Annotated in this window: 17 protein-coding genes; 8 read left to right on the top strand and 9 right to left on the bottom strand. The window is 44.1% G+C overall.

Annotated features, from left to right (window positions below; all coding sequences use genetic code 11):
* Window positions 1-106 precede the first annotated feature (106 nt).
* From B9A91_RS07970 to B9A91_RS07960, 3 genes are all read right to left on the bottom strand, one after another.
* The gene (locus B9A91_RS07970; RefSeq protein WP_084237826.1) at window positions 107-1,285 is read right to left on the bottom strand and encodes a FecR family protein; all 1,179 of its coding nucleotides are present in this window, start codon (window positions 1,283-1,285) and stop codon (window positions 107-109) included.
* Window positions 1,286-1,354: 69 nt separating this feature from the next.
* Window positions 1,355-1,903 carry an RNA polymerase sigma-70 factor gene (locus tag B9A91_RS07965; RefSeq protein ID WP_159451665.1) on the bottom strand — a complete coding sequence of 183 codons (549 nt, stop codon included), beginning with the start codon at window positions 1,901-1,903 and terminating at the stop codon, window positions 1,355-1,357.
* Window positions 1,904-2,035: 132 nt separating this feature from the next.
* Window positions 2,036-2,830 (bottom strand): heparin lyase I family protein, encoded by a 795-nt coding sequence (locus B9A91_RS07960; protein WP_084237824.1) that lies wholly within the window; start codon window positions 2,828-2,830, stop codon window positions 2,036-2,038.
* A 225-nt stretch (window positions 2,831-3,055) separates the two neighbouring features.
* On the opposite strand from B9A91_RS07960, the gene B9A91_RS07955 reads away from it, so the two are divergent.
* From B9A91_RS07955 to B9A91_RS07935, 5 genes are all read left to right on the top strand, one after another.
* Window positions 3,056-4,555 carry a polysaccharide lyase 6 family protein gene (locus B9A91_RS07955; protein WP_144008884.1) on the top strand — a complete coding sequence of 500 codons (1,500 nt, stop codon included), beginning with the start codon at window positions 3,056-3,058 and terminating at the stop codon, window positions 4,553-4,555.
* A 207-nt stretch (window positions 4,556-4,762) separates the two neighbouring features.
* On the top strand, window positions 4,763-7,945 hold the full coding sequence (locus tag B9A91_RS07950; protein WP_084237822.1) for a SusC/RagA family TonB-linked outer membrane protein: 3,183 nt from the start codon (window positions 4,763-4,765) through the stop codon (window positions 7,943-7,945).
* 17 nt (window positions 7,946-7,962) lie between these two features.
* Window positions 7,963-9,555, top strand: coding sequence for a RagB/SusD family nutrient uptake outer membrane protein (locus tag B9A91_RS07945; protein WP_084237821.1), 1,593 nt, complete (start codon window positions 7,963-7,965; stop codon window positions 9,553-9,555).
* An 11-nt stretch (window positions 9,556-9,566) separates the two neighbouring features.
* A complete protein-coding gene (locus B9A91_RS07940; protein WP_144008883.1) occupies window positions 9,567-10,352 on the top strand; it encodes a hypothetical protein in 786 nt (261 codons plus the stop codon).
* 5 nt (window positions 10,353-10,357) lie between these two features.
* Window positions 10,358-12,016, top strand: coding sequence for a hypothetical protein (locus B9A91_RS07935; protein WP_144008882.1), 1,659 nt, complete (start codon window positions 10,358-10,360; stop codon window positions 12,014-12,016).
* 66 nt (window positions 12,017-12,082) lie between these two features.
* On the opposite strand, the gene B9A91_RS07930 is transcribed toward B9A91_RS07935, so the two are convergent.
* The 3 genes from B9A91_RS07930 to B9A91_RS07920 are packed head-to-tail and all read right to left on the bottom strand — an operon-like array spanning window position 12,083 to window position 15,019.
* Window positions 12,083-12,532 carry a c-type cytochrome gene (locus B9A91_RS07930; RefSeq protein ID WP_084237818.1) on the bottom strand — a complete coding sequence of 150 codons (450 nt, stop codon included), beginning with the start codon at window positions 12,530-12,532 and terminating at the stop codon, window positions 12,083-12,085.
* Window positions 12,533-12,541: 9 nt separating this feature from the next.
* On the bottom strand, window positions 12,542-13,825 hold the full coding sequence (locus B9A91_RS07925) for a PQQ-dependent sugar dehydrogenase (protein WP_084237817.1): 1,284 nt from the start codon (window positions 13,823-13,825) through the stop codon (window positions 12,542-12,544).
* Window positions 13,826-13,870: 45 nt separating this feature from the next.
* Window positions 13,871-15,019 carry a glycoside hydrolase family 88/105 protein gene (locus tag B9A91_RS07920; RefSeq protein WP_084237816.1) on the bottom strand — a complete coding sequence of 383 codons (1,149 nt, stop codon included), beginning with the start codon at window positions 15,017-15,019 and terminating at the stop codon, window positions 13,871-13,873.
* A gap of 245 nt (window positions 15,020-15,264) precedes the next feature.
* Between B9A91_RS07920 and B9A91_RS07915 the strand changes: the two genes are divergently transcribed.
* The 3 genes from B9A91_RS07915 (at window position 15,265) to B9A91_RS07905 (ending at window position 19,316) form a co-directional block, all read left to right on the top strand.
* Window positions 15,265-16,086, top strand: a complete 822-nt coding sequence (locus tag B9A91_RS07915; RefSeq protein ID WP_084237815.1) for an NHL repeat-containing protein — start codon at window positions 15,265-15,267, stop codon at window positions 16,084-16,086.
* A 157-nt stretch (window positions 16,087-16,243) separates the two neighbouring features.
* Complete coding sequence (locus B9A91_RS07910) at window positions 16,244-18,778, top strand: phosphocholine-specific phospholipase C (protein WP_084237814.1); 2,535 nt, start codon at window positions 16,244-16,246, stop codon at window positions 18,776-18,778.
* Window positions 18,779-18,839: 61 nt separating this feature from the next.
* Window positions 18,840-19,316: an OsmC family protein gene (locus B9A91_RS07905; RefSeq protein ID WP_084237813.1), complete on the top strand. Its 477-nt coding sequence runs from the start codon at window positions 18,840-18,842 to the stop codon at window positions 19,314-19,316.
* Between the two features lie 8 nt (window positions 19,317-19,324).
* Here B9A91_RS07905 and B9A91_RS07900 read toward each other — a convergent pair whose 3' ends face one another.
* Genes B9A91_RS07900 through B9A91_RS07890 form a run of 3 tightly spaced genes read right to left on the bottom strand, consistent with a single transcriptional unit; the run spans window position 19,325 to window position 25,262 of the window.
* Window positions 19,325-21,571 carry a family 78 glycoside hydrolase catalytic domain gene (locus tag B9A91_RS07900; protein WP_084237812.1) on the bottom strand — a complete coding sequence of 749 codons (2,247 nt, stop codon included), beginning with the start codon at window positions 21,569-21,571 and terminating at the stop codon, window positions 19,325-19,327.
* Window positions 21,568-23,442: a glycoside hydrolase family 127 protein gene (locus B9A91_RS07895; protein ID WP_084237811.1), complete on the bottom strand. Its 1,875-nt coding sequence runs from the start codon at window positions 23,440-23,442 to the stop codon at window positions 21,568-21,570. The genes B9A91_RS07900 and B9A91_RS07895 overlap by 4 nt, the downstream gene beginning before the upstream one ends.
* 14 nt (window positions 23,443-23,456) lie before the next feature.
* Window positions 23,457-25,262 carry a hypothetical protein gene (locus B9A91_RS07890; protein ID WP_084237810.1) on the bottom strand — a complete coding sequence of 602 codons (1,806 nt, stop codon included), beginning with the start codon at window positions 25,260-25,262 and terminating at the stop codon, window positions 23,457-23,459.
* Window positions 25,263-25,267 lie beyond the last annotated feature (5 nt).

Here is a 25,267-nt window from a genome sequence, read left to right as displayed (position 1 = left end):
CCGCACTTTTTGATCCGGGAACACTGCAATGCTCCCGGATTTTTTATACCTGTATTTTTAAATTCCGGTGATTGTTTAGTAATGGTTATTTCATGTGTTTAAAGTTTTAGTTGTTAAAGTCTACGGTTACGGTCCTGTCTTCCAGGCTGAATTCTGTTCCGCTTACTGCATTAAGCATTTCCAGCACCTGCTTTAATGTAGCTTGCCTGCGGATATTTCCGCTATATCTTTTGGTGCCTGGTTTACCTTTGTAAATAATTTCTACGTTGTACCACCGGAATACCTGGTCCATAATGTCTGTCATCAGGTCATCCTGGAAATAAAAAGCACCTTCTTTCCAGGCTATGGATTTGTAGGTATCTGTTTTATGGATGGCTACTTTGCCATCATTTACGATCGCTTCTTCTCCGGGTTTCAGCAGTTGTTGTTTGCCTGCTTCGGTCACTTTAACTGAACCTTCTACCAGTGTGGTTCTGCTTTGTTTGCCGAAAGTATTGATGTTAAAATGGGTGCCCAACACCTCTACTTCTGTGTTGTTAAAACTTACCCTGAATGGTAGATCCTTGTTATGGGCAACTTCAAAATAGGCTTCTCCTGTAAGCTGGACATGACGTTCTTCTCTATTGAAACTTGCCGGGAAACGTAGGGTAGATGATGCATTTAACCAGACCTTAGTTCCGTCGGGAAGAATCATTTTATACTCTCCTGCCCGAGGGGTTTTCAACAGGTTGTATCCTTTGGCTCTGCTTCCTTTATTGTTCCCAAAATACAGTGTTCCTTTTGATGCGCTCATGGCTACTTCCCCATTTTCGCCTTTCAGCAGGAATTTATTACTGCCCAGATCAAGAGAAGAGCCATCTGCCAATTGCAATACCGCTTTCTGACCTCCAGGCATAATATCTTGTGATGCCAGGGTACCGTTGGTACCGTTGGGTTTCCCGTTGTTATTTTTTGCAGTATAGTAATAAAGGCCAATACCTGTTGTGATTAACAGTATGGCAGCTGCGCTGTATTTCCTGATTTTATTCCAGAAAAATGCTTTTACTGGTTTAACCTGCATTTGTTTTGAAATTTCTTCCCAGCCTTTATGGGTGTCAACTGCATCTATGTAATTGATCTCCTGTTGTACAGCTGCGGTATTGCGGAAAGACTCCAGTAGTTCCCGGTTAGCCGGGGATGCATTAAGCCAAAGTTCAAGGGCCCTCTTTTCCTGAGCGTTAAGTTCATCTTTAAGGAACTTAATAATGAGTTGGGATGTGTACTTAAAATTGTTTTGTGTTTCCATAGACAACTATAGGAAACCCGAAAAACAAAAGTGGGTGAAAGAAAATCAAATTATTTTTTAATAATTGGATTATTTCAATAAAAATAAGGAAAGAATGGCAAAAAAATCTGGGTTAAGACGAACCTTTAGCAGTTGCAGCCCTCTTTTTTTCTGCGTTTTAACAGTGTTCACGCTAATGCCCAGCTCACTGGCAATTTGTGGATTTTTTAAGCCTTCCAGATAACCCATGCGAAAGATTTTCTGACAATTATCAGGTAATGTGGTGATCACTTTATGCAGCTCGGCCATAACTTCAGAGCGGATCATTGAATTTAAGACGATGGCATCTTCTACCGGATCTGCATCCTGGTCATTCAAAAATCCTTGCTCCAGTTTTTGCCTGCGCAGTTTATTGAGGCAGGCATTTTTTACAGAGGAATATAAAAAAGCATTGGTAGCAGAAGCGTTTGGGGCCAGGTTTTTGTCCATGTTCCAGTAAGTAACAAAAACTTCCTGAACGACGTCTTTGGCTGCATCATTATCCTTTAAAAATTGCATAGCAAAATGACATAGCTTGGCATAATTGTCCCTGAACAATTCTTCAAAAGTACTGGCAATATGGTGTGCTTGTTCCGGCAATTCAATTGATGTTGAATGAATTGCAAAAATAGTGTTTATGCAGGAGCAATACAAGGTGCGCGCGCGCAAAATGTATGCTCGTTAAAGAAATGACAAACTGTCTAAAAACAGTTTGTCATTTCCGGAGTTGTATTATTGCTGAGCATCAGCATAGGTAGTGCCTATCCTGATTTTTTTCACAAAATGTGTTGCTTGCGAAGCATCACCGCCATATACACCCCATTTTGGGTCGCAGTCATCTACATCCAGTGTTCTGCAATACAGGCGTTGGCTGCCATTTGTAAAGGTCTGTTTTACCCCGTTATACCAGAATTCGATGTAACCCACAGCGGGGTTCCGGGAAACCTTCATTCGGATCACGAATTTGAGCCAGGTGCTTGTGGAAAGGGCGGTAGACCAAGGTACGGTGGCCACATGGTTGTCGTCAAAATGCTGAAGCTCCAGGTTCCCAGATTTGGTCCTGAGCATTAAGGGGTGGTTTTGGAGTGAGCCGGCAGTTGGATACGATTTCCATTGGAATATGGCTTCTGTTTTTAAGGTAGTGGGCATATAGATCTTGCTGGTCCAGCCAATGTAGATCTCGTCCCCATCCTGGGCCTGGTAGCCTTCAGCGCCATGGCCTTCTGTACGGTGACTGTTGGCTGGCTTGAGGAATTTCCAGCATAGCGTGCCCGTTTCGTCGTTTACTGTTGTTACCGTTCCGGTACCTTCAATGTTGATGTCTTTCCACACATTGGAAGATCCGTTCGATGCATCTCCGTTAAAGAGCACCGACATGATTTGTACACCTCCGGAAGCTGTTTTTTGTACTTGTCCTGTTTTTTCGATCTCTTCAGCAGGAAGCTCCGAGGAGGTTTGTTTTTTGCAGCCATACTGCATTACAGCGGCGCAGGCGAGCGCCAGGGTTACTGATTTAATTTGTTTCATAAAAAATATATTTGGTTAATAAGCTCTAATTTAACTTGTTAAGGAAGTCTGTTATTCTGCGCTATAGGCCAATCATTAAACCAGATTAGCATTGTCTTTTTATGCTGCCAAGATGACTTACAGATATGCTTTTTTAACATATCAGTTTAAAGCCAGCAAAATCGTGCAACAGATCGGCAACCTTTAAATTTGAAAAAATCAGATATCAACTTGTTAAACAAAAAAATGATGAAGATAAAATTCGGCCTTATAGTTTATATGTTAACCATTCCGTTTTTAACAATTACCAGCTGTAAAAAAAACGCTAAACTAATCCCGGAAGAGCCTAAAAAGGAAGAGCCTGTAAAGAAACCTGAATTATGTAAATCCTGTAAGCTTGTGAAATCTGCTGCTGAGCTAGCTGCATTGAGTCCTATTGCGGGTGATACCATAATAATGGCTACAGGTGATTGGGCAAACCAACGGTTGATTTTCAAAGGGAACGGGACAGATCAAAAGCCTATTGTACTGATGGCTGAAAAAGCCGGAGAGGTGATCTTTAAAGGGAGTTCCTCGTTAAGTATTGATGGCAGCTGGTTGGTGGTTGAGGGATTGAACTTTAAAAACGGTGACTTGAGTGTTTCCAAATTGAATGTCATCGACTTTAGCGCTGTGTCAAGAAACTGCCGCCTGACCAATACAGCTATTATAGATTACAATCCCGCAGATCAATCTGTAGATTATCGTTGGGTTTCGTTAAATGGAAAAAACCATCGGGTTGATCATTGTTATATTAAAGGGAAGGCGCATTTAGGACCTACTGTAGTGATATGGGGATCAAATGATGCGCTAAACCATAGAATTGACCATAATTATTTTGGGACCAGGCCTGAACTGGGATCCAACGGGGGCGAGACCATCAGGGTTGGTACAAGTGCCTATTATTTAAGTGAAAGCCTGAATACTATTGAGGAGAATATATTTGATAAATGCAATGGAGAGACGGAAATTATTTCCAATAAGATGAGCAAAAATACGATCAGGAACAATTTCTTCTTTGAAAGTAGGGGAACCTTATGTTTGAGGCATGGAAACAATTCAGAAGTATATGGAAATTATCTGATTGGCAATGGCGTTGCAGAGTCGGGCGGGATCAGGATTATCGGTGAGGGGCATCTCGTATATAATAATTACCTGCAGGGAATTATTACAACAGGACAAACCTGTGCTATAGCTATGCTGGACGGTGTACCTGATTCAGAACCAAGTGGGTACTTCCAGGTTAAGAATGTTAAAGTCGTTAGCAATAGTATCATAAACTGTGCGCAGGGCTTTGATATAGGCGCCGGAAAGGGTGGGAATAGCCGTACTGTACCCCCGGCAAATTGTGTGATTGCCAATAATGTCCTGCAGATGAAGACAGGCTCAACTTATCTCAGGTTTACAGATATCCCTCAAAATTTTATGTATGCAGGGAACCAAGCCTTTGGAACCATTGCAGGAGCTGATTTACCTACGGGTTTTACAATTGTGGATCCTAAGTTGGGTTTAAATGAGTTGAATATCTATATTGCTGCAGCTGGTAGTCCGGTATATGGTGCGTTTACCGGAACATATAGCTTTTTCCAGTCGGCCGACGTTGGTGCCAATAAACCTGATAATTTGCATAAAGACTTATTGAAGGCTACAGGAATAGGCCCTTTGTGGTTAACTGGGCTGGGAAATCAACTCATTATAAAGGACTAAGAATGGATTGCCAAGATAGTTGAATGCTTGGGTAATTTGAGCAATTAATAATTGAAAACTTATTAGTCAATTGCATAAACCAAAATACTTTGTACGAGCAAAAGCAGGCGTTTCGGATTAAATGCTTGTTTTGTCGGTTATAACAATAGGGATATAGCCGGATAGTATAGGGTGTTTGGATTAGAGAATAAACCAAATATATCCGATATGAATAAAAATTTTACAAGAACAATTTCCTGTAGCCTGATGAAATTCAGGGTCACCAGAACGTTGCAGAAGCTGCTCATGTTTTTGGCAGTGCTGCAATTGCTGGCTGTGGTATCCTATGCCCAAAGTGTTACTGTTACAGGAACGGTAACCGACAGTAAAGGAGAAGCTTTGCCTGGTGTGAGTGTTAAGGTTAAGGGCACTAAAATATCAGCATCGACTTCTAATAGCGGTAAATATACGATAGGAGTTCCTGATAACTCGGCCGTATTGGTATTTACCTATGTAGGGTTCAAAGTTAAGGAAGAAGTGGTAGGGGCCAGGAGAACCTTGAATATTAAGCTTGAAGATGATGAAAATAGCTTAAATGAGGTAATCGTAAGTACAGGTTATGGTGGTTTGGCCAGGAAAAAAGACCTTACCAGTGCTACGGCTACAATTACAGCCTCGCAAATCGCTGAAAGACAGCCGTTAAATTTATTTGATGCTTTGCAAGGACAGGCTGCGGGGGTTTTTATCGTTAATGATAATGGTGAGCCCGGTGCCGAAGGTACAATTACAGTTCGTGGACCTTCTACTTTTTCTTCAGATGGGAATGGAACAAATCCACTGTATGTTATAGATGGGGTGATTACGCCTGATGCCTCCATTTTAAATCCCAATGATATCCTGAACATTGAGATTTTAAAAGATGCCGCATCATCTTCTATCTATGGTTCCAGAGCTGCAAATGGAGTAATCCTGATCACTACTAAACGTGGACAGGAAGGCAAGGCCCGTTTCGACGTCCAGTATGTTTTTACTATGGGCAAGCTGGCGCACAAAATCCAGGCGCCAAATGCTGATGATGTACGCTATTACCGGAAGTTACAAGCAGGTTTAACCAGCGGTTCTGGCGGTACTTTTACAGATTCTTTAAACCCAAGTTTTAATACGGATAATGACCTGCAGGAGCTGTTGCTGGGAAATACAGGTAAGAAGCATGATGTAAGGTTTACGATTAGTGGCGGACAAAAAGGGCTCACGTATTCAGGTAGTTTTAATTATCTGGACGACCAGGGAACTGCATTGAATTCATATAGTAAAAGGATCCAGTCTAGGATAAATCTGGACTATCAGGCTTTACCTAAATTAAAATACAGTGCCAATATGTCTTTTTACAGGCAGGCAGGTAATATTATCAATACGAATAACTCACTCCGGCCAATGTTTGACCGACCCGGTTACTTAAGAGTCTTTTATCCCGATGGGGCGCTAACGAGCTACTTGTTGTCGAAAAGAAACCCCGTCGCGAATGCATTGCTGGAAGACAATACCCGGGAAGAGTACAAGATCCAGTTTGTAAATTCATTAAATTACGATATTACGAAAGATCTGGTATTTACCGTTGCTTTAAATACGCAGTTGGATGATGGGAAATCGATTTATTTTATGCCACGATTTCTGTCGGCGCAGGGAAATGAAAATTTGTTGAGAAATGGTGCGACAAGAAGGTTTTATTATGAATTACAGACTTATCTGAACTATACCAAAACCTTTGGTAACCATACCATAAAGGCGTTAGCAGCATTCTCAAGAGACAGAAGAAAAAATGATGAGTCTTCATTTGAAGGAACAGGTATTATCGTTGAAAATGTGCGGACGCTTACCGGTGCAAATATCGTTGATTTGACTAAACAGCGTATAACGACATCCGCTGCCTCAACAGCTTCGGGAATAGCCAGGCTTGAGTATAATTACAAGGCAAAATATATCTTGCAAGGGGTGATGAGAAATGATGCATCGTCGAGGTTTGGTATCGAAAACAGATCGGGTACCTTCCTGGCTGGTTCAGCTGCATGGCGTTTTACCGATGAGAAATTCATGTTATGGAGTAAGAAATTTTTAGACGATGGTAAATTAAGGTTTAGTTATGGTAGTGCAGGTAATGACCCGATTTCAGACTATGAGTCTATTGCGCGAATTGAAATTGGGCAGAACAGCTATGCCGGTTCAGCCGGTGCAGCTACGCTTCCTGGTTTTTCCAATCCAACCATCAAATGGGAAAACACAGTTAGCAAAAACTGGGGAACAGATCTGACCTTTTTGAAAGGTCGCTTGGGACTTAGTGCCGATTATTACATCAAAACTACAAATGATTTGTTGTATGACAGACAGATTCCTAAAGAAACAGGTTACAATACGGTGAAGATCAACGTAGGTAATATTGAAAACAGAGGTTGGGAGTTTGCCCTTAATGGAACTCCTATTTCAGGTAAGGACTTTAAATGGGCCGTGAATTTCAATGCAACTTTTGAAAAAGGGAAAATATTAAAATTGTTTGACGGACAGGAATTTATTGCCGGAAACAAACACATTATTAGAGAGGGTGGAAGGATAGGCGATTTTTATGGATGGAAAAACCTTGGTGTTTACCAGTATGACGCTTCCAATGCTTATACACCTGATGGTAGAAAGCTAACTCCTGTTAACGTTAAGGTAACAACTACTGGCTCTACAGGACGTGCAGCAACTTCAGTCGCAGAAAGTTATCAGCTGGACGGGCAGCCTTATACAGGGCAGGTACTGCAAAAAAGTTCTAACAATACCGTTTTATTGGGGGGCGATACAGAGTGGTTGGATGTTAATAATGACGGAATTATTGATGACCGTGACCGTCACGTAATCGGCAATGCTCAGCCTGATGCCTATCTTGGTTTTGTAAATAATTTCAGTTATAAAAATTTCTCCTTGTCGTTTATCATTAATACGACGATAGGTGGACAGGTTTACAATTCATTTAAACAGGGGCTTACAAATAACGCGAATGCCGGTGGTCCATCACTACCGGAAGCAATACACGGGGCCTGGACAAAGCAGGGTGATATTGCAACATTCCCTTATTTCCCTGATAAAGATACCAGGGGTAGCCAAAGACAGAATGGCAACAGTTATTTCCTGGAAGATGCAAGCTTCTTAAGGCTTTCAAGTGCGAGGTTTACCTATCGTCTGGATCCAAAAATTGCTGGTAAGGTACTTGCAAGATCGATTTCAGCTTATATTTATGGAGTAAACCTGCTTACCTACACCAACTATACGGGATATGATCCTGAATTCAGTTCTCCTGGACTTACTCCAGGTGATGACAACGGCAAGTATCCGAAACGTAGGGAAATTGGTTTTGGTCTTAATATAGGGTTTTAATTAAAAGAGAGATAGACATGAAAAAGATATATAGTATAGCGATCCTGGGTGTATTACTTGTACTGGGGAGTTGTAAAAAGTTAGTAAATGAAGAACCGCTTTCACAGGGGCTTGCCAAAGATTTTTTCAGAACCAGGTTTGATGCAGAAGCTGCGATGGCGGGGATGTATGGAGAGTTCCAGTCGACAATGATCAGAGGAGATGGAACACAATCTGAAAACCGGATTACCTGGTGGGGAGAGGCGAGATCGGATAACTTTGAAAGAAGGGTGCAGTATGCCACCGCTTCCCAGAATGAGATAGATTTCAATAGTTTAAGTGCTAATAATACTTTCTCCGACTGGTCATTTTTATACAGTACCATCGGTAGGGCTAACCTCATGATCAAGCGTTTGCCAGAGATTAAGAATTATGCTTTGGCGGGTACACCAAATGAACTTCCCCTGGCTACCGAGACCAACTATATAGCACAGTGTTATGCTATGCGTGGTTTATGCTATTTCTGGATTGCCAGGGTATGGGGAAATGCACCAATTCGTACGGAGCCTTATGAAAGCATTACCGAGGATCCTGAATCGCCACAACAGCCACAGGACAAGGTTTTAGATCAGGCTATTGCTGATTTGCAAAAGGCTTATGACATGATTGCAAAAAATGCTACGCCAACTGTGTGGTATATGGGTGAAGGAGCAATTTGTGCTACAATGGCAGATATTTACATGTGGCGTAAGGACTATCCAAATGCAATTGTCTGGCTCAAAAATCTGTTTAAAGCAAAAGGCCCTACAGGCAAAGTTTACAACGCTACCGGTACACTAACAACTGGTTCCGGTGGTTTGGCCGCCGATCTGCAAACCGGACCAACCTGGAACAATCAGTTTGTAAACCCACCAGCAAGTGTGGAAAGTATTTTTAGCATTCATTGGGATTATATAGCCAATGGTTGTGCTTGTATGTCGGGTATATCCATTACAACCAATAACTCGGTAAGCCGGATGGCGGATGGATTGTGGACCAGCTGGAGAGCCAATACCGTAGATTTTCGTGCCAAGCAGACTTTCAATACAACCGGAACCTCGACAGCAATTCGCGATGCCAATCTCTGGAAATTCTATACAGGTACCTTTACCCCGCCGGGAACAAATCCTGTTACAAACTACAACTTTACAACAGGTAGCCCTGCAGCTACACGGACAACAAATGTTTACATTCCGGTGTACCGTTTAAGTGATATGTATTTACTTTATGCTGAAGCCCTAAACCAGATTGGCGACAAAACCAATTCACTAAAATATGTAAACCTGATCCGTACAAGAGCAAATTTGCCGGCTTTACTGGCTGCAAACTATACAGATACCAGGACATTGGAAACAGCGATCCTTCAGGAAAGACAGTATGAGTTGCTAGGTGAAGGAAAACGATGGTTTGATCTTGTACGTACAGATCGTGTGATGGAGATAATGGAACCTATTGTAAGGGCACGTCAAACCCTGGCAGGTTCTACTGTAACAGGTTGGGGAACGGATAAACGTAAGTACTACTGGCCAATACATCGTAATGTGTTGAATTCTAATCGTTTGCTGGTTCAAAATGAGCCTTATAATAACTAATCATGACTAAGATGAAAAATATAAATATTTTGTTAACTGGTCTTTTCTGTATTGCACTAAGTACTTCATGTTCTATGTTTGGGCTTGACCTGCAGAAAGATTATAAATATGAAAAGAAGACATTGGATCCTCATTTGAACAAATCTGCAAAGCAGTATATGCTGGATAGAGGTAAAGCACCCCAAATAGCCAGTGATACTCTTTTTAAATGGATGCAGCTTGGATTGGAATATGCAGGCATCGATTTAAGTGAATATGAACAATCCGGAAGAACATTCATATTCTTAGGGACTAATGCGATCAGGGTGCGGAATGCAACGACAGGGGCAATTACCGGGGGATTGTGGTTTGACTTCCCGATTTATGAAAAAAATCCGGATGGTAGTCAGGCATATCTTCCTGACGGAATTACACCAAGAACCCACCCTGCAACTTCCTGGAAAGAATATCCGGTTCAGGAAGTAAGAAATTACTTTTTATACCTGATACTGAAGGGTGATTATGGGTTTAACAATGCAACAACCAGCACTACAACGCTTGAAACACTGCTACCCCCGGGGTCTGTTCCGGGATCTATCCAAAGCAGTGTTTCCAGACTAGGTGCTATAGGGTTTGATCCTGAGGGCAAAATAGATATGGTTCTGGTTAACAATCAGGATTCTCCGCTACGGATTAATAGCGTAACCAATTGTACATCATCAGGCCAGATAGCTACAAACGGTCAGGTTCATGTGGTGTCGCCTACTAGTACTACAGGTGCTTCTGTATTCCCGCGCAGGGTTACCATTGTACAATAGCTTAAATGAAAGCGCTTTCAAAACTATTTATTATCTTATTGGCTTTAATGTGGAGTGTTTCCTGTAAAAAGAAAACGGTACAGGTGGATGAAAAAACGAATCCGCCTGTTACCAATCCACCGGTGGTGAACCCGCCGGAAAATACCACTTCGTTGGTTTATATCAATAGTGCAAATAAACTGGCTTACAATAAATTTGCCAATGAAGGCGAGAGCAACAAAGATAATGTGATCCCCGATTTCTCTACTGCGGGTTATCAGGGTGGAGGAGTAGCGTTACCCGATGTGCCGGTAAAAAAGACCATTAGTGCAGTTGCAGGCGACAATCGCCTGAATATTCAAAATGCAATAGATGAAGTAAAGAGCATGCCAGCAGACGCGAATGGCATCAGGGGCGCGGTATTGCTGCAAGCAGGAACGTACGAGGTAGAGGGTACACTGCTTATTGACAGGGGCGGAGTCGTGCTGCGTGGCGTAGGGCAGGGCAGCAATGGCACCATCATTAAAGCCACCAAAAAAGCACAGCATAATCTAATAGAACTCAATGGCTCGGGCTCGGGCATGCCGGAAGTTGGCGGAACCAGGAAAAAGATCAGCACGGAATATGTGCCAACCGGTGCTGTAAGCTTTGACGTAGAGTCTGCAGCCGGTTTTACCATCGGAGATCAGATCTCCGTGTATCGTGTGCCAAACCAGGAGTGGATCAATGCCTTGGATATGGCGCAATATGGTTGGACTGCAGCGGACTATGACGTCAATTTTGAACGTAAAATAACAGCTATTAACGGCAATACAATTACCTTAAACGCAGCCATTGTGGATCCCATACAGACCAGATACGGAGGAGGCTATGTTTTTAAGACCAATATCACCGGGCGCATCAGCAATTCGGGAGTGGAAAACATTCGCCTGGTATCTTATTATTTAAACGACGATGATGAACTGCATGCCTGGAATGGTATAGAACTGAACCGTACCGAGAATTGCTGGATTAAACAGGTCACTGCACAGTATTTTGGCTATGCCTGTGTATCTGTCAGTACCATGTCGGTTTACAATACCATAGAAGAATGCGCGATGCTTGAGCCTAAGTCCCAGACAACGGGGAGCAGAAAGTATTCTTTCAATCTGGAGGCCGGGTCTTCTTTTAACCTTTTTCAGCGTTGTTATACCGACGGTGGCCGGCACGATTATGTAACAGGGTCAAGGGTTCCGGGACCGAATGTCTTTCTGGATAGCTATTCTATTAATACCAAAGCGGATATAGGCCCGCATCACCGTTGGGCAACGGGTGTGCTGTTCGACAATGTTTTTGGGGGACAGATCATTGTACAGAACAGGAAGGCCATGGGCTCCGGACATGGCTGGGCCGGTGCCCAGACGATGTTCTGGAATTGTAAATCTTCAAATTACGACATCAAGGTAGAAAGTCCGAAAGGCGCTAAAAACTGGGGTATAGGCTGTGTCGGACAAACAAAGAACGGGGCAGGTTACTGGGAGAGCTGGGGTACTCCTGTATTGCCTAGAAGTCTCTACATAGCACAGCTTACCGAGAGAATGGGAAGTGCGGCGGTAAACAACATAACCACCGCTGCACAGCGTGCCGGATCTATACAAGAGCAACTTCGTTTATGGGCAGGTAAAGGAAAATTAGGAGGACAATAATGCAGATAAAAAGAAAGCGCAGCCAGACCTGGCTGCGCTTTCTTTTTATCTGTATCGTTCTGTACGCTATTTTTTTGTGCTTTTAGCCCTTACAGCTTTTACTTCCTGAACAGAAATGCCACTGGTTTTATTTTCAAAACTGTTTCTCACAAAACTCAGCACATCCGAAACTTCCTGATCTGTAAGGAAATTATGTGCAGGCATCACATTGGTATAAGTTTCACCATCAATTTCCTCGCCTGTTGCCAGGCCGTTCAGGATCACCTTAATGAGCCTGGTTTTATCGCCCAGTACATACGATGTTTTACTAAGGGGAGGGTTCATGTTCGGAACGCCTCCGCCGTCAGCCATGTGGCAGGCCAGGCAATACTTGTTGTATATCTTTTTCCCACTGGCCATTACTGCTGCAGTAACTGCCTGAGGTTTTGCCGCAGTGGCTTTTTTCCCCTTTGTCTGGGCAGACAGCCGGATGCTGCATGCAGCTAGAATCAATAAGGATACTAAAATTCTTTTCATCGCTACTGTTTATTTCTTAGTATATAGGATGCGGTAAATCAACCCCTTTGAATCATCCGTTACATAAAGAGAGCCATCAGCACCTTGTGCCAGTCCGCACGGGCGGTGGTCGGCCTTATTCATCGCAGCTTTTTCTGGTGTACCGGCAAAGTTATCGGCAAAGATCTCCCAATCGCCCGAAGGCTTGCCGTCTTTAAAAGGCTGAAACACGACGAAGAACCCTTTCTGAGGTTCAGGCGCACGGTTCCAGGATCCGTGGAAAGCGATAAAAGCGCCGTTTTTATATTTCTCAGGGAACATGTTTCCGGTGTAAAACAACAAACCGTTTGGTGCCATATGGGCTGGAAATGCAACCACCGGATCCAGGTATTTAGGGTCAGCTTCTTTTTTCTTGTCGCCGCCATATTCGGGGGCTACAATTTTTTTATGCTGAATGCCATCGTAATACATAAATGGCCAGCCGGCATTATCACCTTTCTTTAAAGCATATAAACACTCTGCGGGCAATTCTGCGGATTCTTTGGTATCGTAAAGCTCCGGCCAGGAGCTGTTCAGGTTGTCGCGGCCATGCTGCATCACAAAAAGCTGGTTGTTCTGCTGGTTCCAGTCTAAACCCACCACATTACGTAAGCCTGTTGCATACCGTATACCTTCAGCATAACTCTGGTTCAGTTTGTTTGCTTTAAACTGCCAGATGCCGGCTGCAGAATCCAGTAAAGGACATCCGGGAATGCCTTTAGATCTTAAGCCCCGGTCCTGCTCCTGGCATGAATTCGAAGGCACTCCAATGTTGACATATATATTGCCATCGTTATCCAACACTAATGATTTGGTTTCGTGCTGACGGCCCATTTTCAGTCCTTTAACAATCGTTTCAGGATTGTTAGGGTCAATGACCTCGTTTTTGTCGTTTAATTTATACCGGAACACCTCTTTATTGGAAGAAGCATAGAGATAGCCATCTTTTATATAGATGCCCGTACCACCATAATTGCCAAAGCCGCCGGTAATCTGGGCCCTGCCATCGGCACCTTCCCGAAGTACATAAATGCCTTTTTCTTCTTTTACACGGGCCAGTTTCACATAAATGAGCCCTTGCGGGGTTACCACAAGGTGCCTTGCCTTAGCCCCGATATCGGCCACCTTTAAGGCCCCAAATCCTTCTGGAAGTTTAAGCCCTACATTATCTGCATCTGGCTTTGGCCCCTGCAACGCAGAAATATCTTTAAAAGCGTAGAGGGTAAAAAAGGCAAGTGCACCAAGCAGAACCGGTACGATGAGTATTTTTTTCATTGTGTTTTTTTATTAAAAATATTCATTCCATTACTATGCTTTATCTTATTTGCGTAATAAAGCGGTTGCACACCATAAAAGCGGCGCCTGTCCATGGAGATCTCCAACATTTCTTTTGCGATCTAAATAATACTGGTAGTCGTTTTTCTTGTTGGTACCTTCACATACATCTGTAATGTCGTTATCTGTATTGATGTAAGTAATCAATTTTAGCCAGGCTTTGCGGGCAGCTTTACCGTACACTTCTTTGTCCAGCCAACCATTTTTAACACCCGTAATGAAAGCAAAAGTAAACATGCCAGTGGCAGAAGTTTCAGGCCAGGATTCTGGCTTATCGATCAGCTGGCGCCACATGCCTTCTTCAGTCTGATATTGTAGAAGTGAAGCCATCATGGTTTTGTAGCCTTTCATGATTCTTTCGTAATTCGGATTGCTTTTCGGCAAAGACCTTAATAGTTCGGCCATGCCTACAGCCATCCAGCCATCGCCACGCCCCCAGTAATAGGGTACATCGGGGGCATGATAGAACAAGCCGTTTGGTTTTTGCAGCTGATCTAAGTAGAATACCATTTCTTTTGCAGCCCGGTCAATGTATTTCTGATCTCCGGTAGCCCGGTATGCCTGGGCCTGTACGGCTGTGATCATAAACATATCATCTATCCATAAGCGGGTTTGCCAGGTATAGCCCTGGTCGTAATACCCCTGCGAAGCCGCAACTACCCGGGGGCCTTCCGGTGGGCCCCATTGTTTGTCGGCAATTGAAATGCCCAGGTCAAAATATTTTTTCTCTTTGGTCTGCATATATAATTCAAGCGGTACAGATCCGAATACACTGTAGTCAACATGGTCTGGCACCGGAATCATTTTAGCTTCCACGCCAAAAAGCGGCTCAAAACGGTCTTTTAATTTTCCAAGCAGTTTGGCGTCTTTAGTTTCCTTGGCAAAGGTAAGTGCCCCGTACCAGGTACAGGTTTCAGGATAAGTAATCACTTTTGGCGGGCCTGGCCGGTTGAAATTGGAATGCGGAGTAGTTACAAAACGGTCTGCAATTCTAACGCCTATTTCTTTTGGTGAGCTCCCTTTTGGCCAGCTTTTCAAATCTGATGCCTTCGATTGTGCATAACTGCTGCCCGTTCCCAAAAATAAAAGGGCGGATGCCAGGCAGGTCATGCCTAAAATAGAATTTTTGTTCATTATTTGGTTCATTTATACACTTAAAGTTAGTGTTTATTTGATGGCTAGGAAATGAACAAAGTAGCCTGTAATAGCGGATGTGTGCTTTTTGAGCTATTATCCGGGGTTAATGGTAAGATCGTTGACAATATGGCCAAATGAGGATAACATTTTGTCTGATAGAGAGGCTTGGATTGCAATCGCAATTCCCGAATTTTAAGATAATTATGTATTTTAACGGATATATTTAACCTCAATCCATTTTTATGAAGAAGTATTTTGCCCTTGCCCTGTTTGTCTTTGTTTCATTAGGTTCAAATGCCCAGCACCGTTTGGAAAAGCTGTGGGAAACGGATAGTGTAATTAATGTACCTGAATCTGCATTGCCTGATGTCAAAGCAGGTATTGTATATGTTTCTGTAATGGGAAATAACCCGAATGATAAGGATGGTATTGGTGGAGTTGCAAAACTTGGCCTGGATGGAAAGGTATTGAACCACGATTGGATAACCGGATTAAATTCGCCAAAAGGTCTGGCAAAAAGCGGCAATATGTTGTATATAGCCGATCTGACTGACGTGGTGGTTGTAGATATAGCAAAAGGTAAAGTAAAACAAAAAATACCGGTAGATAGTGCCAAATTTCTGAACGACATTACCGTTAGCGATAACGGCATTGTCTATGTTTCCGATTCCAGGACAAAACGGATCCACAAGGTAGAGGGCAATAAAGTGTCGCTTTATATGGAGAATGTAACAGGTGTAAACGGTTTGAAAGCCATCGGAAATGACTTGTATATTGCCGGGGGCAAGACACTATGGAAAGCCGATGCCAGTAAACAGCTAACCAAAATTGCGGAACTTCCTAACGGAGGGGATGGCATAGAGCCTGTGGGCAATGGCGACTGGCTGTTTTCCTGCTGGGGTGGGTATGTATATTATGTATATGCCGACGGTAAGTATGACCTGCTGCTGGACAGCCACCAGGAAAAAAAGAATACTGCAGATATAGGTTATGATCCGGTTAAGCGTATTGTTTACATTCCTACCTTCTGGAAAAAAAGCATCATGGCCTACCATTTGAAATGAGGTTTTGTAATTAAATAGCTTTAAATGGAAATCAGATTTAATATTTTTAAACAAAATATAACAAAAATTTTATAAGAAATACACATATTCCATCATTTTATTTGTGAAATTAGAAAGCTTATTTAACCCATAAGCCTTAAACACACAAACCTCAATTATGGAATCAAGAAGAGAATTTATCAGAAAATCCCTGCTGCTGTCTGGTGCTGCGGGGATTTCCACAATGCTGCCGGCATCTATACAAAGGGCACTGGCCATAGACCCTAAGCTGGGCAGTAGTTTTCTTGACGCGGAGCATATCGTTATCCTGATGCAGGAAAACAGGTCTTTTGACCATTGCTTTGGTACTTTGCAGGGCGTAAGAGGGTTTAATGACCCGCGTGCAATTACACTTCCCGATCAAAAGCCGGTATGGATGCAGACAGATGCGGCCGGTGATACCTATGCGCCCTTCCGCTTAAATATTAAAGATTCCAAGGTAACCTGGATCGGCTCTCTCCCGCATTCCAGGGCCAGCCAGGTGGATGCCTACAATAAAGGAAAATACGATAAATGGCTGACTTCCAAAAAATCGGGGAACAAAAGCTACGCGGGGATGCCGCTTACCTTAGGCCATTACAACCGCGAAGACCTGCCTTTTAACTACGCTATGGCCGATGCCTTCACGGTTTGTGATCAGAACTTTTGCTCCGGCATGACCAGCACTACACCCAACCGGTCATTCTTCTGGACAGGAAAAGTATCCTATCAGCTAGACGGAATACAAAAAGTAAACATTAGAAATGATGATTTCAGCTTCGGCAAATTACCATGGAAAGCCTTTCCCGAATTGCTGGAGGAGCACAATGTAAAATGGAAATTTTATCAGAATGATTTGAGCTGCGGTGGCGGATATAAAGGTGAGGAACGCGCCTGGCTGGGCAACTTTGGCTGCAACCTGCTCGAGTTCTTCTCTGCTTATAATGTAAAGTTTTCATCCCGGTACGTAAATAACCTGCAAAAAGTGGTCGAGACCCTACCCGATGAGATCAATAAGCTCCAGGAAGCAAGCCCTTCCAGCGAGGCGGCAGCAAAAAAGATACAGAAAGACCTGAAAAATAAAATGGAGGCCTTAGACAATGCGGCGTCGGAACTAAAAAAATGGAGCCGGGAGGAATACAATAAGTTATCCGATCGGCAGAAAGTGCTTTTTGAAAGTGCTTTCGTTACCAATGCTGCTGATCCGGATTACCGGAGCATTACCACGTTGAGTTACAAAGAAGGGAATACCAAACGGGAGGTCACTGTTCCTAAAGGTGATGTACTGTACCAGTTCAGAAAGGATGTGAATACCGGTAAGTTACCAGCAGTTTCCTGGCTGGCCGGTCCTCAGAATTTTTCCGACCATCCAAGTGCCCCATGGTACGGGGCATGGTATGTTTCAGAAATCCTGGATATCCTTACCAAAAACCCGGAGGTTTGGAAAAAAACCATTTTCATTACTACCTACGACGAAAATGACGGGTATTTCGACCATGTGAAACCTTTCTCTATTCCAGATGCCAATATTCCCGGAACCGGTAAGGTATCGCAGGGAATTGATACGGAAATAGAGCATGTAAGGCTCGCCAATGAATTGAAACAAGGAGTTCCTGAAAAAGCAGCGAGGGAAGCGCCAATTGGTTTGGGTTTCCGGGTGCCAATGCTCATTGCTTCGCCCTGGAGCAGGGGAGGAAGGGTATGTTCAGAAGTATTCGATCACACATCAACCCTACAGTTTCTGGAAGTATTTTTCAGTAACAAGCTGAACAAAGAGATTAAAATTGAGAACATCAGTAAATGGCGCAGGGCCATCTGCGGCGACCTTACTTCAGTATTTACGCCTTTTGATGGGGACAAACCGGATAAAATAGACTTCCTGGAGCGCGATGCAATGGTCGAAAATATTTACAATGCCAAGTTTAAGGGAGATCCTTCAGGATTTAAGAAGCTGACAGATGCTGATATTACTGCCTACCGGACAAATCCGCTTTCCGGAGCAGTAATGTCGGTCCAGGAAAGAGGGATACGTCCTTCCTGTGCGCTGCCTTATGAGCTTTATGTTGATGGAAAACTACACACCGATAAAAAGAATTTCGAAATCACATTTAAAGCCGGGAATGCTGTTTTTGGTAAAAAAGCTGTCGGCGCGCCTTTCGCGGTATATACACCTGTAGCCTATAAAGATGCCGAAATGGGTTCGCAGGTATGCCGGAACTGGTCCTTCGCTGCAGTTGCAGGTGATACCTTAACTTATAACTGGCCTGTATCAGGTTTTGAAAACGGGAAATATCACCTTAGGGTAGATGGGCCGAACGGCTATTACAGAGAATTTATCGGCTCGGCCAATAATCCGGATCTGGGAATCCGCTGTGCCTATGAAATGGAGAATGGAAAGCCGACAGGTAATGTGGTCTTAAAAATAGTTAACGGAAGTTCATCAAAGCGTTATACAGTTGTGATTAAAGATCTGGGCTATCGTAAAAACGATGTTAGGAAGGACCTAACTGCAGGCGCTACCCAGGAAATTGTACTGGATTTAAAGCAAACATATGGCTGGTACGATTTCAGCTTAAAAGTAGAAGGTGAAAGCAGCTTTGAGCAAAGGTATGCCGGTAGGGTAGAAACCGGGGCAGCCAGCTTTACCGATCCGGCAATGGGAGGAATTGTTTAGTTTATGTAGCATTGATAGGGAAGAATGTTTAAATTGGTGGAAACAATAAAATACATTCGTTATGGCTAAAATACATCAATATCAGGCGACACTTACATGGGCAGGTAATAAAGGCTCAGGGACAATGGATTACAGGTCATACGACAGAAGTTACATCATTTCCATTGATCAGAAACCAGATATAATGGGCTCTTCCGACTCTGCTTTTCTTGGCGATAAAACTAAACACAATCCGGAAGACCTGCTGCTGGCTTCTTTGTCTTCCTGTCACATGCTGTGGTATTTGCACCTGTGCTCGCAGAACGAGATCATTGTAATGGAATACAAGGATACCCCCGTTGGCGATATGCAGGAAAACCCGGATGGCAGCGGACATTTTACACTGGTTACTTTAAACCCGGTTGTGGTCATTACAGACGAGTCGCAGATAGAAAAGGCCAATGCGCTTCACGAACAGGCAAACAAGATGTGTTTTATTGCCAATTCATGCAATTTCCCGATTAAACACCAACCCAAGTGTATAGTAGAGCGTGGTTAGACCACGCTCTAAAAGTATTCTACTTTCCAGGAATTAGTACCGGATTGAACGCCCGGAATTTTCCAGAATTTCCCTTCTTGTATTGCCTTGAAAACTTTTCCATTTTTAAAGAGCCGATCATTTGCCGTTTTTCGTGGCAGATAGATTATCCCGATCGCATTGGGCGGAAGTATCGTATTTAAATGGAACATGGAGCTATCCCTGTTAAATTCTACCATTATTTTTCCCTTTAAGGTCGATAGCTGCAGGGCTGCAGTTTTAAGGCTGCCTGGCTGCGGCTTTATCTGTATGGTTTCAAAAGCTGGTGAGAGCGGCTCTACCCCCATTAATTTCCTGACAATGATGTTTGCGGGAGCTGCGCCCCAGGCATGGTTCCAGTCCTGATTGTTTTTATAGACGATATCCCAGGCCTCGGTGGTCATGGTAGCACCACTCCGTATCATATTGTACCAACTCCGCTTATGGGTTGCAGTTAAAAGCTGCAATGCATAATGATCTTCTCCCTGGTCGTAAAGGCCATCAAGCAGGAACTGGGCCCCATATACGCTGCAAGCCATACCTCTCGACTGAATATGTGCCAGCACAGCTGCCTTATTTTTTTCGGGAACCAGGTTAAAGGCCAGTGCAAACATGTTGGCATGTAAAGAACTGTGCCGTGTATCCTCGCCATCTTTTATGGTTCCTGTATCAGGATCTGTAAAAACGCGTTGAAAAGCGGACTTCACCCGGGCTGCATGCATCTTAAAAGAAATTGCATCTTTTTGTTCACCCAAAGCAACGGCCAGGTGGTGCATGCACACCAGTGCCTGGTAATGAAGTGCATTAACAACCGCATTGTAGTCGGTAAAAACGAAACCGTCAGTTTCCCCTGGGGCCTGTTTGTCCAGCCCGAACCCACCTTTTTGCGGCCAGTCCACAATATCCTTCAGTACTGCATTCTCATTGAATTTTTCAAAATGAATAGATCTGATAAAGGCCGTATCCTGTTTTCCAGTCCTTGTACTGATCAAACCATCTGCCCGTGCCAATGCTGTAAGCAGTTTTGGCTTTAGCTGAGGGTAAAGTGCCCTCACCATTCTGATATCACCTGAATAAAGGTAGTCATTCCAGGCAATCAGTAGGTTCTGTAGCGACCATTCTGTAGGCCATGTCGGATGGTAAATGAGGTATTCCAGGGTTCGTTTGGCCATACTGAACTCAGGATCTGTTGCATAATGCGATAACTGGTTAATGAGTGCATCGGCCTCATATGGAATACGCTCGCGGTCGCCATCTACATACAATCCTGTAAAGGACGTTGCTTTAATGGTGTATTTGGAAAGTTCCCATACCTGGTTTAGGACGGTGTCAGAACTTTTAAATAAAGCGGCTTCATCGTTAAAGGGATAGCTGACCATATAACGTTGCAGGTGTGCTATTGTGACCCCTTGTGGCAGGGTTTCAATCTCGGCATACCGGAAAGGCATTACCTCGCCGATATATTCCGGCATGCGAATGGCGTTGGCACCCGTATTCCGTTTGTCGGCCAAAAATTTAAGCTTATAATCATGTAGCCCTTTTTTTAGCGGCAGGCTAAGCAAACAATAGCGGATGGTGCCTTTGGGTTTTCGTTCCACACGTCCTGTACTGTCTGCCGCCTCTCCAATATGTATCTTTAAGGTATCGCCCCCTTCTGCAGAAACAACCCGTATACTGAGTTGCCCGAAGGCTGCCTTTCCAAAATCGAAGAGGGTATTTTTGTCCTTTAGTGTTTTGACGTTTACAGGTAGCTGCGCAGATTTAATCAGTGGATGAAAGGCCGTCCTGTACCGACTTAAAGTACCTGAAGTCCTGAAAACTGCTGCCTTTGAAAAGGGGCTTAGCAGTGACAGGTTGTTCCAGATCATCACTTTCCAGTAGTACGTGGTATTGGGCATAAGTTTACGGTCCGGATATGTTGCTGTCGGCCGCCGTTCCGCCCGTACTTTTCCCGAATCCCAAATGTCGGCTCTATTTGCGTCGAGCTTTTCCAGACTGGAAGCTATGAGTATGCGGTAAGCTGCCTGGTAGCTGTTTGTGGCAATATCGTTCATTACCCATGTAAAATGCGGCTGCAGGTTTGCAGTTAAAGGGACCGGAACTGGCAGAAGCAAATCTACCCTTAAATCAGTTGGTGCCTTTAAAGCCTGTGCTTGTGCTGTTATTGCCGAAACGAGTAGAACTACTGCCGGTAAAAGACACTTTATATAGCAAAATTGTCGGTAATTTATTTTCATTTCTGATCTTTTGGGTCAAACAGCTTCGGCAACCATACCCTGAAACGGGAAAATTCGTTACCGGTATTGCCTGCTGAAGCATAATCAGCTAAAGTTAATGATACCGGTTCATTTGGTCCTTCTTTATGGGATTCAATTTTAAAATCAGCTTTGAACTTCATCAAGAAGTCGTTATTACTGCCTTCAAGCGGCTGCAGGTCGATTGAACCCGCCTGGTTGAGAATGGGCGTCAGGGCATCATCTACATGAGGCCCGCCAAGGCGCATATCCCTTGCCAGCACAATAGGGCCTCTTAAAATTGCAAAATTTGTAGGTTGTACTCCCTGGTAAACAATGTGCCCCTGCATGTCAAGATCAAGTGTGATGATGTCCCCGGAAGTCCATTTGCGGCTAATCTGTGCATACTGGCCCGCAACAATTGCTGAAACAATTTGGCCATTGACTTTTAGTTGCGTCTCATTGCTCCAGGAAGGGATGCGTATACTGATAGAAAACTGTTCTGCCCGCTTTAACTTCAGGCTAAAGTTCACTTTGCCTGTAATGGGGTATTCCGTTTGCTGCATCAACTCAGCCTGCTGCTTCGCAGGTGTTTGGAAAGTGTAATTACCAGGAATGAAGAAGTTGACCTGAATCCCGTTAATACGCTGCATTACCGAGGTGGAAGGTAAAGTAAATAAACCCCTGGGGCCGCTGGCTACACAGCAATTGAGCCCCATGCCACATTGTTCGCTGCCTTCCAGCCGATGACCGGCCAAAGGACTGTATTTGGCCCAGTCGCTGCCATCGGGTTTCATAGCACCAAGCAGGGCGTTGTAAAACGCCTGCTCTATGGCATCTGCATATTTCGCTGCACCAGTGAGCCTCAGGAGCTGTTGATTGAGTTTGATCCAGGTTGCCGTTACACAGGTTTCCTGATAGTGGTTTATGGGCAGTGCCTGAAGGTCTTTTCCTCCAAACCAGCATTCGACAGAAGAGCCTGAACCAGCAACATTAATTTCCGTTTGATAGATACTTTCCCATGTTTTTTCGACGGCAAGTTTGTACCCGGGTTTTCCCGTTATCCGGTATAACTCAATTAAGCCTTCATAACAGGACATCATTTCGTAGGCTTTCTGTCCCTGTTCCCAGCCAAACCAGTGCCTGGGCTGGGGGAAACGTTTACCGACCTCGATCCCCGCCCTGGAAATAAGCTGAGGGCCATTTTCAGACTCCCATTGTTTCACTATTTCTTCGGCAAAAGCGAGGTAGCGCTCTTCTCCCGTTTTGTTGTATAACAGACAAATGGGTTCAAGCACAGAAGAGGCAGCCATGCCCCGGTGGTTGCCTTTCCTCACGATTGGTACATTGTGGTCTTTGAGTTCCCTGATCAGGTGGTCGGCCATTGCTTGTGCTGCTTTCAGGCTCCTGGCATCGCCAGTCAGATCGTGGTAGGCAAGCAACCCCAATAAACAGTACTTACGACCCCAGATATCCCATTGTTCCAGCCGGCTTTTTTCTTCATAATTTCCAATGTAACCATCGTCGCTTTGCGTAGCAATAAGTTTTGCAACAGCATCGTCAAGTACCTTTCTAAGCCGGAGTTCAGGACGGTAGCGATAGGCCAGGACGGCAGAGGTAAACCATTTCCCCCAAAATTCAGATTGCCAGTATCGCGTTTCCGTTCGGTTTTTAAAAGGTTCTACCAGGCGGTTTATATCCTGAGCAAGGATTCGGTTGGAATAGGCATCATTGAATCGTTGCGCAGGGAAACCGGTAATATGGCTGGTCCATACCGGCTTCAGCTGATCTGGTACCGGACCTGTTTGTGCCAGACAACCGAAAGCGGGAAGAAGAAATGCTGCGATCAGCACTGCAGTTATTTTTAGTGTCATGCTATTTTATAAAGTTAACTTCTTGAAATTTCCTGCCAGTAACTCCCCATCCAAATGAGTTTCAGGGTCGACCGCGAAGTAGTAGGGAAATCTGTATTGCCTGAAAGTCTGATGTTTGAGTTGTTTGTAATGGTGGTAAGTGAGTTGCTGAAAGTAAGCAGCAGTTCGCGGAACAGCTGTCCGCCAGTAATGTTGGTTATCGTTGTAGCTGCCGTATTGTTAAAATTCAATATCTGTGCAGCCTGAAGCGTGCCAGCCCCCATACCGCAGGATACCACTGTTGCATTATTTCCAATCGAAAGCCGCCCGCCGGCCGCGGTAGTGAGGAAGGCGGTCAGTGCCGATTCTGAAATATAGGTGGCAGGCGCCTGGTTAAATACAGGATCTTCAAGGCTTAGCCTGTTACTGGCCACATTGCTGCCATAAGCATCTATAAAAGTTCCGCTGCTGGCACCATAGGTCCTTACTGTTCTGACAACCGGTCTTCGGATCACCAGGCCCTGTGTCAGGGCTTTGTTGAAGACTATTCCGTTGCCCAAATTGTTGAACAGAGGACTGTCGAATTCAACACCTACACCATCCTTAATGTGAACAGCATAGCTGTCGTAGCTCCCATCTTCAATTCTTCCTCCGCCGGTAAAGTAGGGATTGATAAATTTGATGTTCCTTGGAAGGTCATTTGCCCCGTCCGAGTCGATCAATATGGCGTTCAGCCTCGATCCTTCAAATTGCTGTCCGGTAGATACAAGGTTGTAGGTTCCTCCATCCAGCCACATGTTGTGCTGGTCTGACAGGCTAACCTGTCCGCCAACAAAGTTCAGCGGGCCTATGGTACCTGTACTGGCATTTCTCCTGCCGATTCTTATCCCGTAACCACATTTGTAGACGTTGACATTGCTGTAAACTTTCATATTGATCTGTCCTTCAGATTCATTGGATTTGATATTTAGGCCTATTCCTGTCCAATTGCCGTTTCCAGAGGCCTGGCCACGGATCAGCCCATTCTGATGTTCGGTTTCCCAGGTCGTAACCTCGGTTATTCCGTTTCCGGTAGGGTTGTTGATCTGGACGGTATAGTTTTTAAACAGGATCTGCCCCTGGCAGGCCTCCAGGTAAACGACATTTGTGGTTTTGTTGCCACCCATAAAATTTACGTTCTCAAAATCAATTTGGCCGCCCATCGTAGCAGGACTGCTGATAGAGAAGAAACCAATACACTCAATCAGGTTGGCCGTTTCATTGTTTACATGGACAAAACCTGCTCCCTGAGGCTCAAGATCTCCGGTTGCTATGCCGCCGGCCTGACCGATAATTTTTATCCTGCCAGGCTTTGCCTGGTACCCTGGATTCTTCAGACTGTCCTTATACAGGTATAAGGTACGTGTCAGGTACTTCTTCCCTGCAAGCAATCTGATTTCAGTGCCGTTTTTAGAGCAGTAATTGAGCGCCTTTTGAATAGGGCCTGTATCATCTGAACCTGCTTTTGTGATGTAATTGTAATCACCTTTGGCTCCGAACATTTCCAGTGTAACAAAGGTAGATACACGTTTGTACCTTCTGGAACCGCTAAGGATGGTCATGGACCCATCATCCTGGCTTGTGCTATCATTTGCATCATATTGAAAGGTTCCGGAGCGCAGGCCATCATTGATGTATACTATGTCATGATGATCTGCAACTCCGCTCCTGAGCTGTGCAATGGTCAGATAGGGAACATGGTTGAGGCTGTCCGTTAAAATTTCTGGCTGCAGCTCGCTCATTTTCTGGCATGAGCTTAACCCGGCTATCAATAAGATAACCCAAAAAATATACTGTTTCATATTCT

It is taken from the genome of Pedobacter africanus, from assembly GCF_900176535.1.
In the GTDB taxonomy this organism is placed as follows: domain Bacteria; phylum Bacteroidota; class Bacteroidia; order Sphingobacteriales; family Sphingobacteriaceae; genus Pedobacter; species Pedobacter africanus.
The sequence above is the reverse complement of the archived record's forward strand: the minus strand, read 5'-3'. Positions and strand labels throughout refer to the sequence as shown.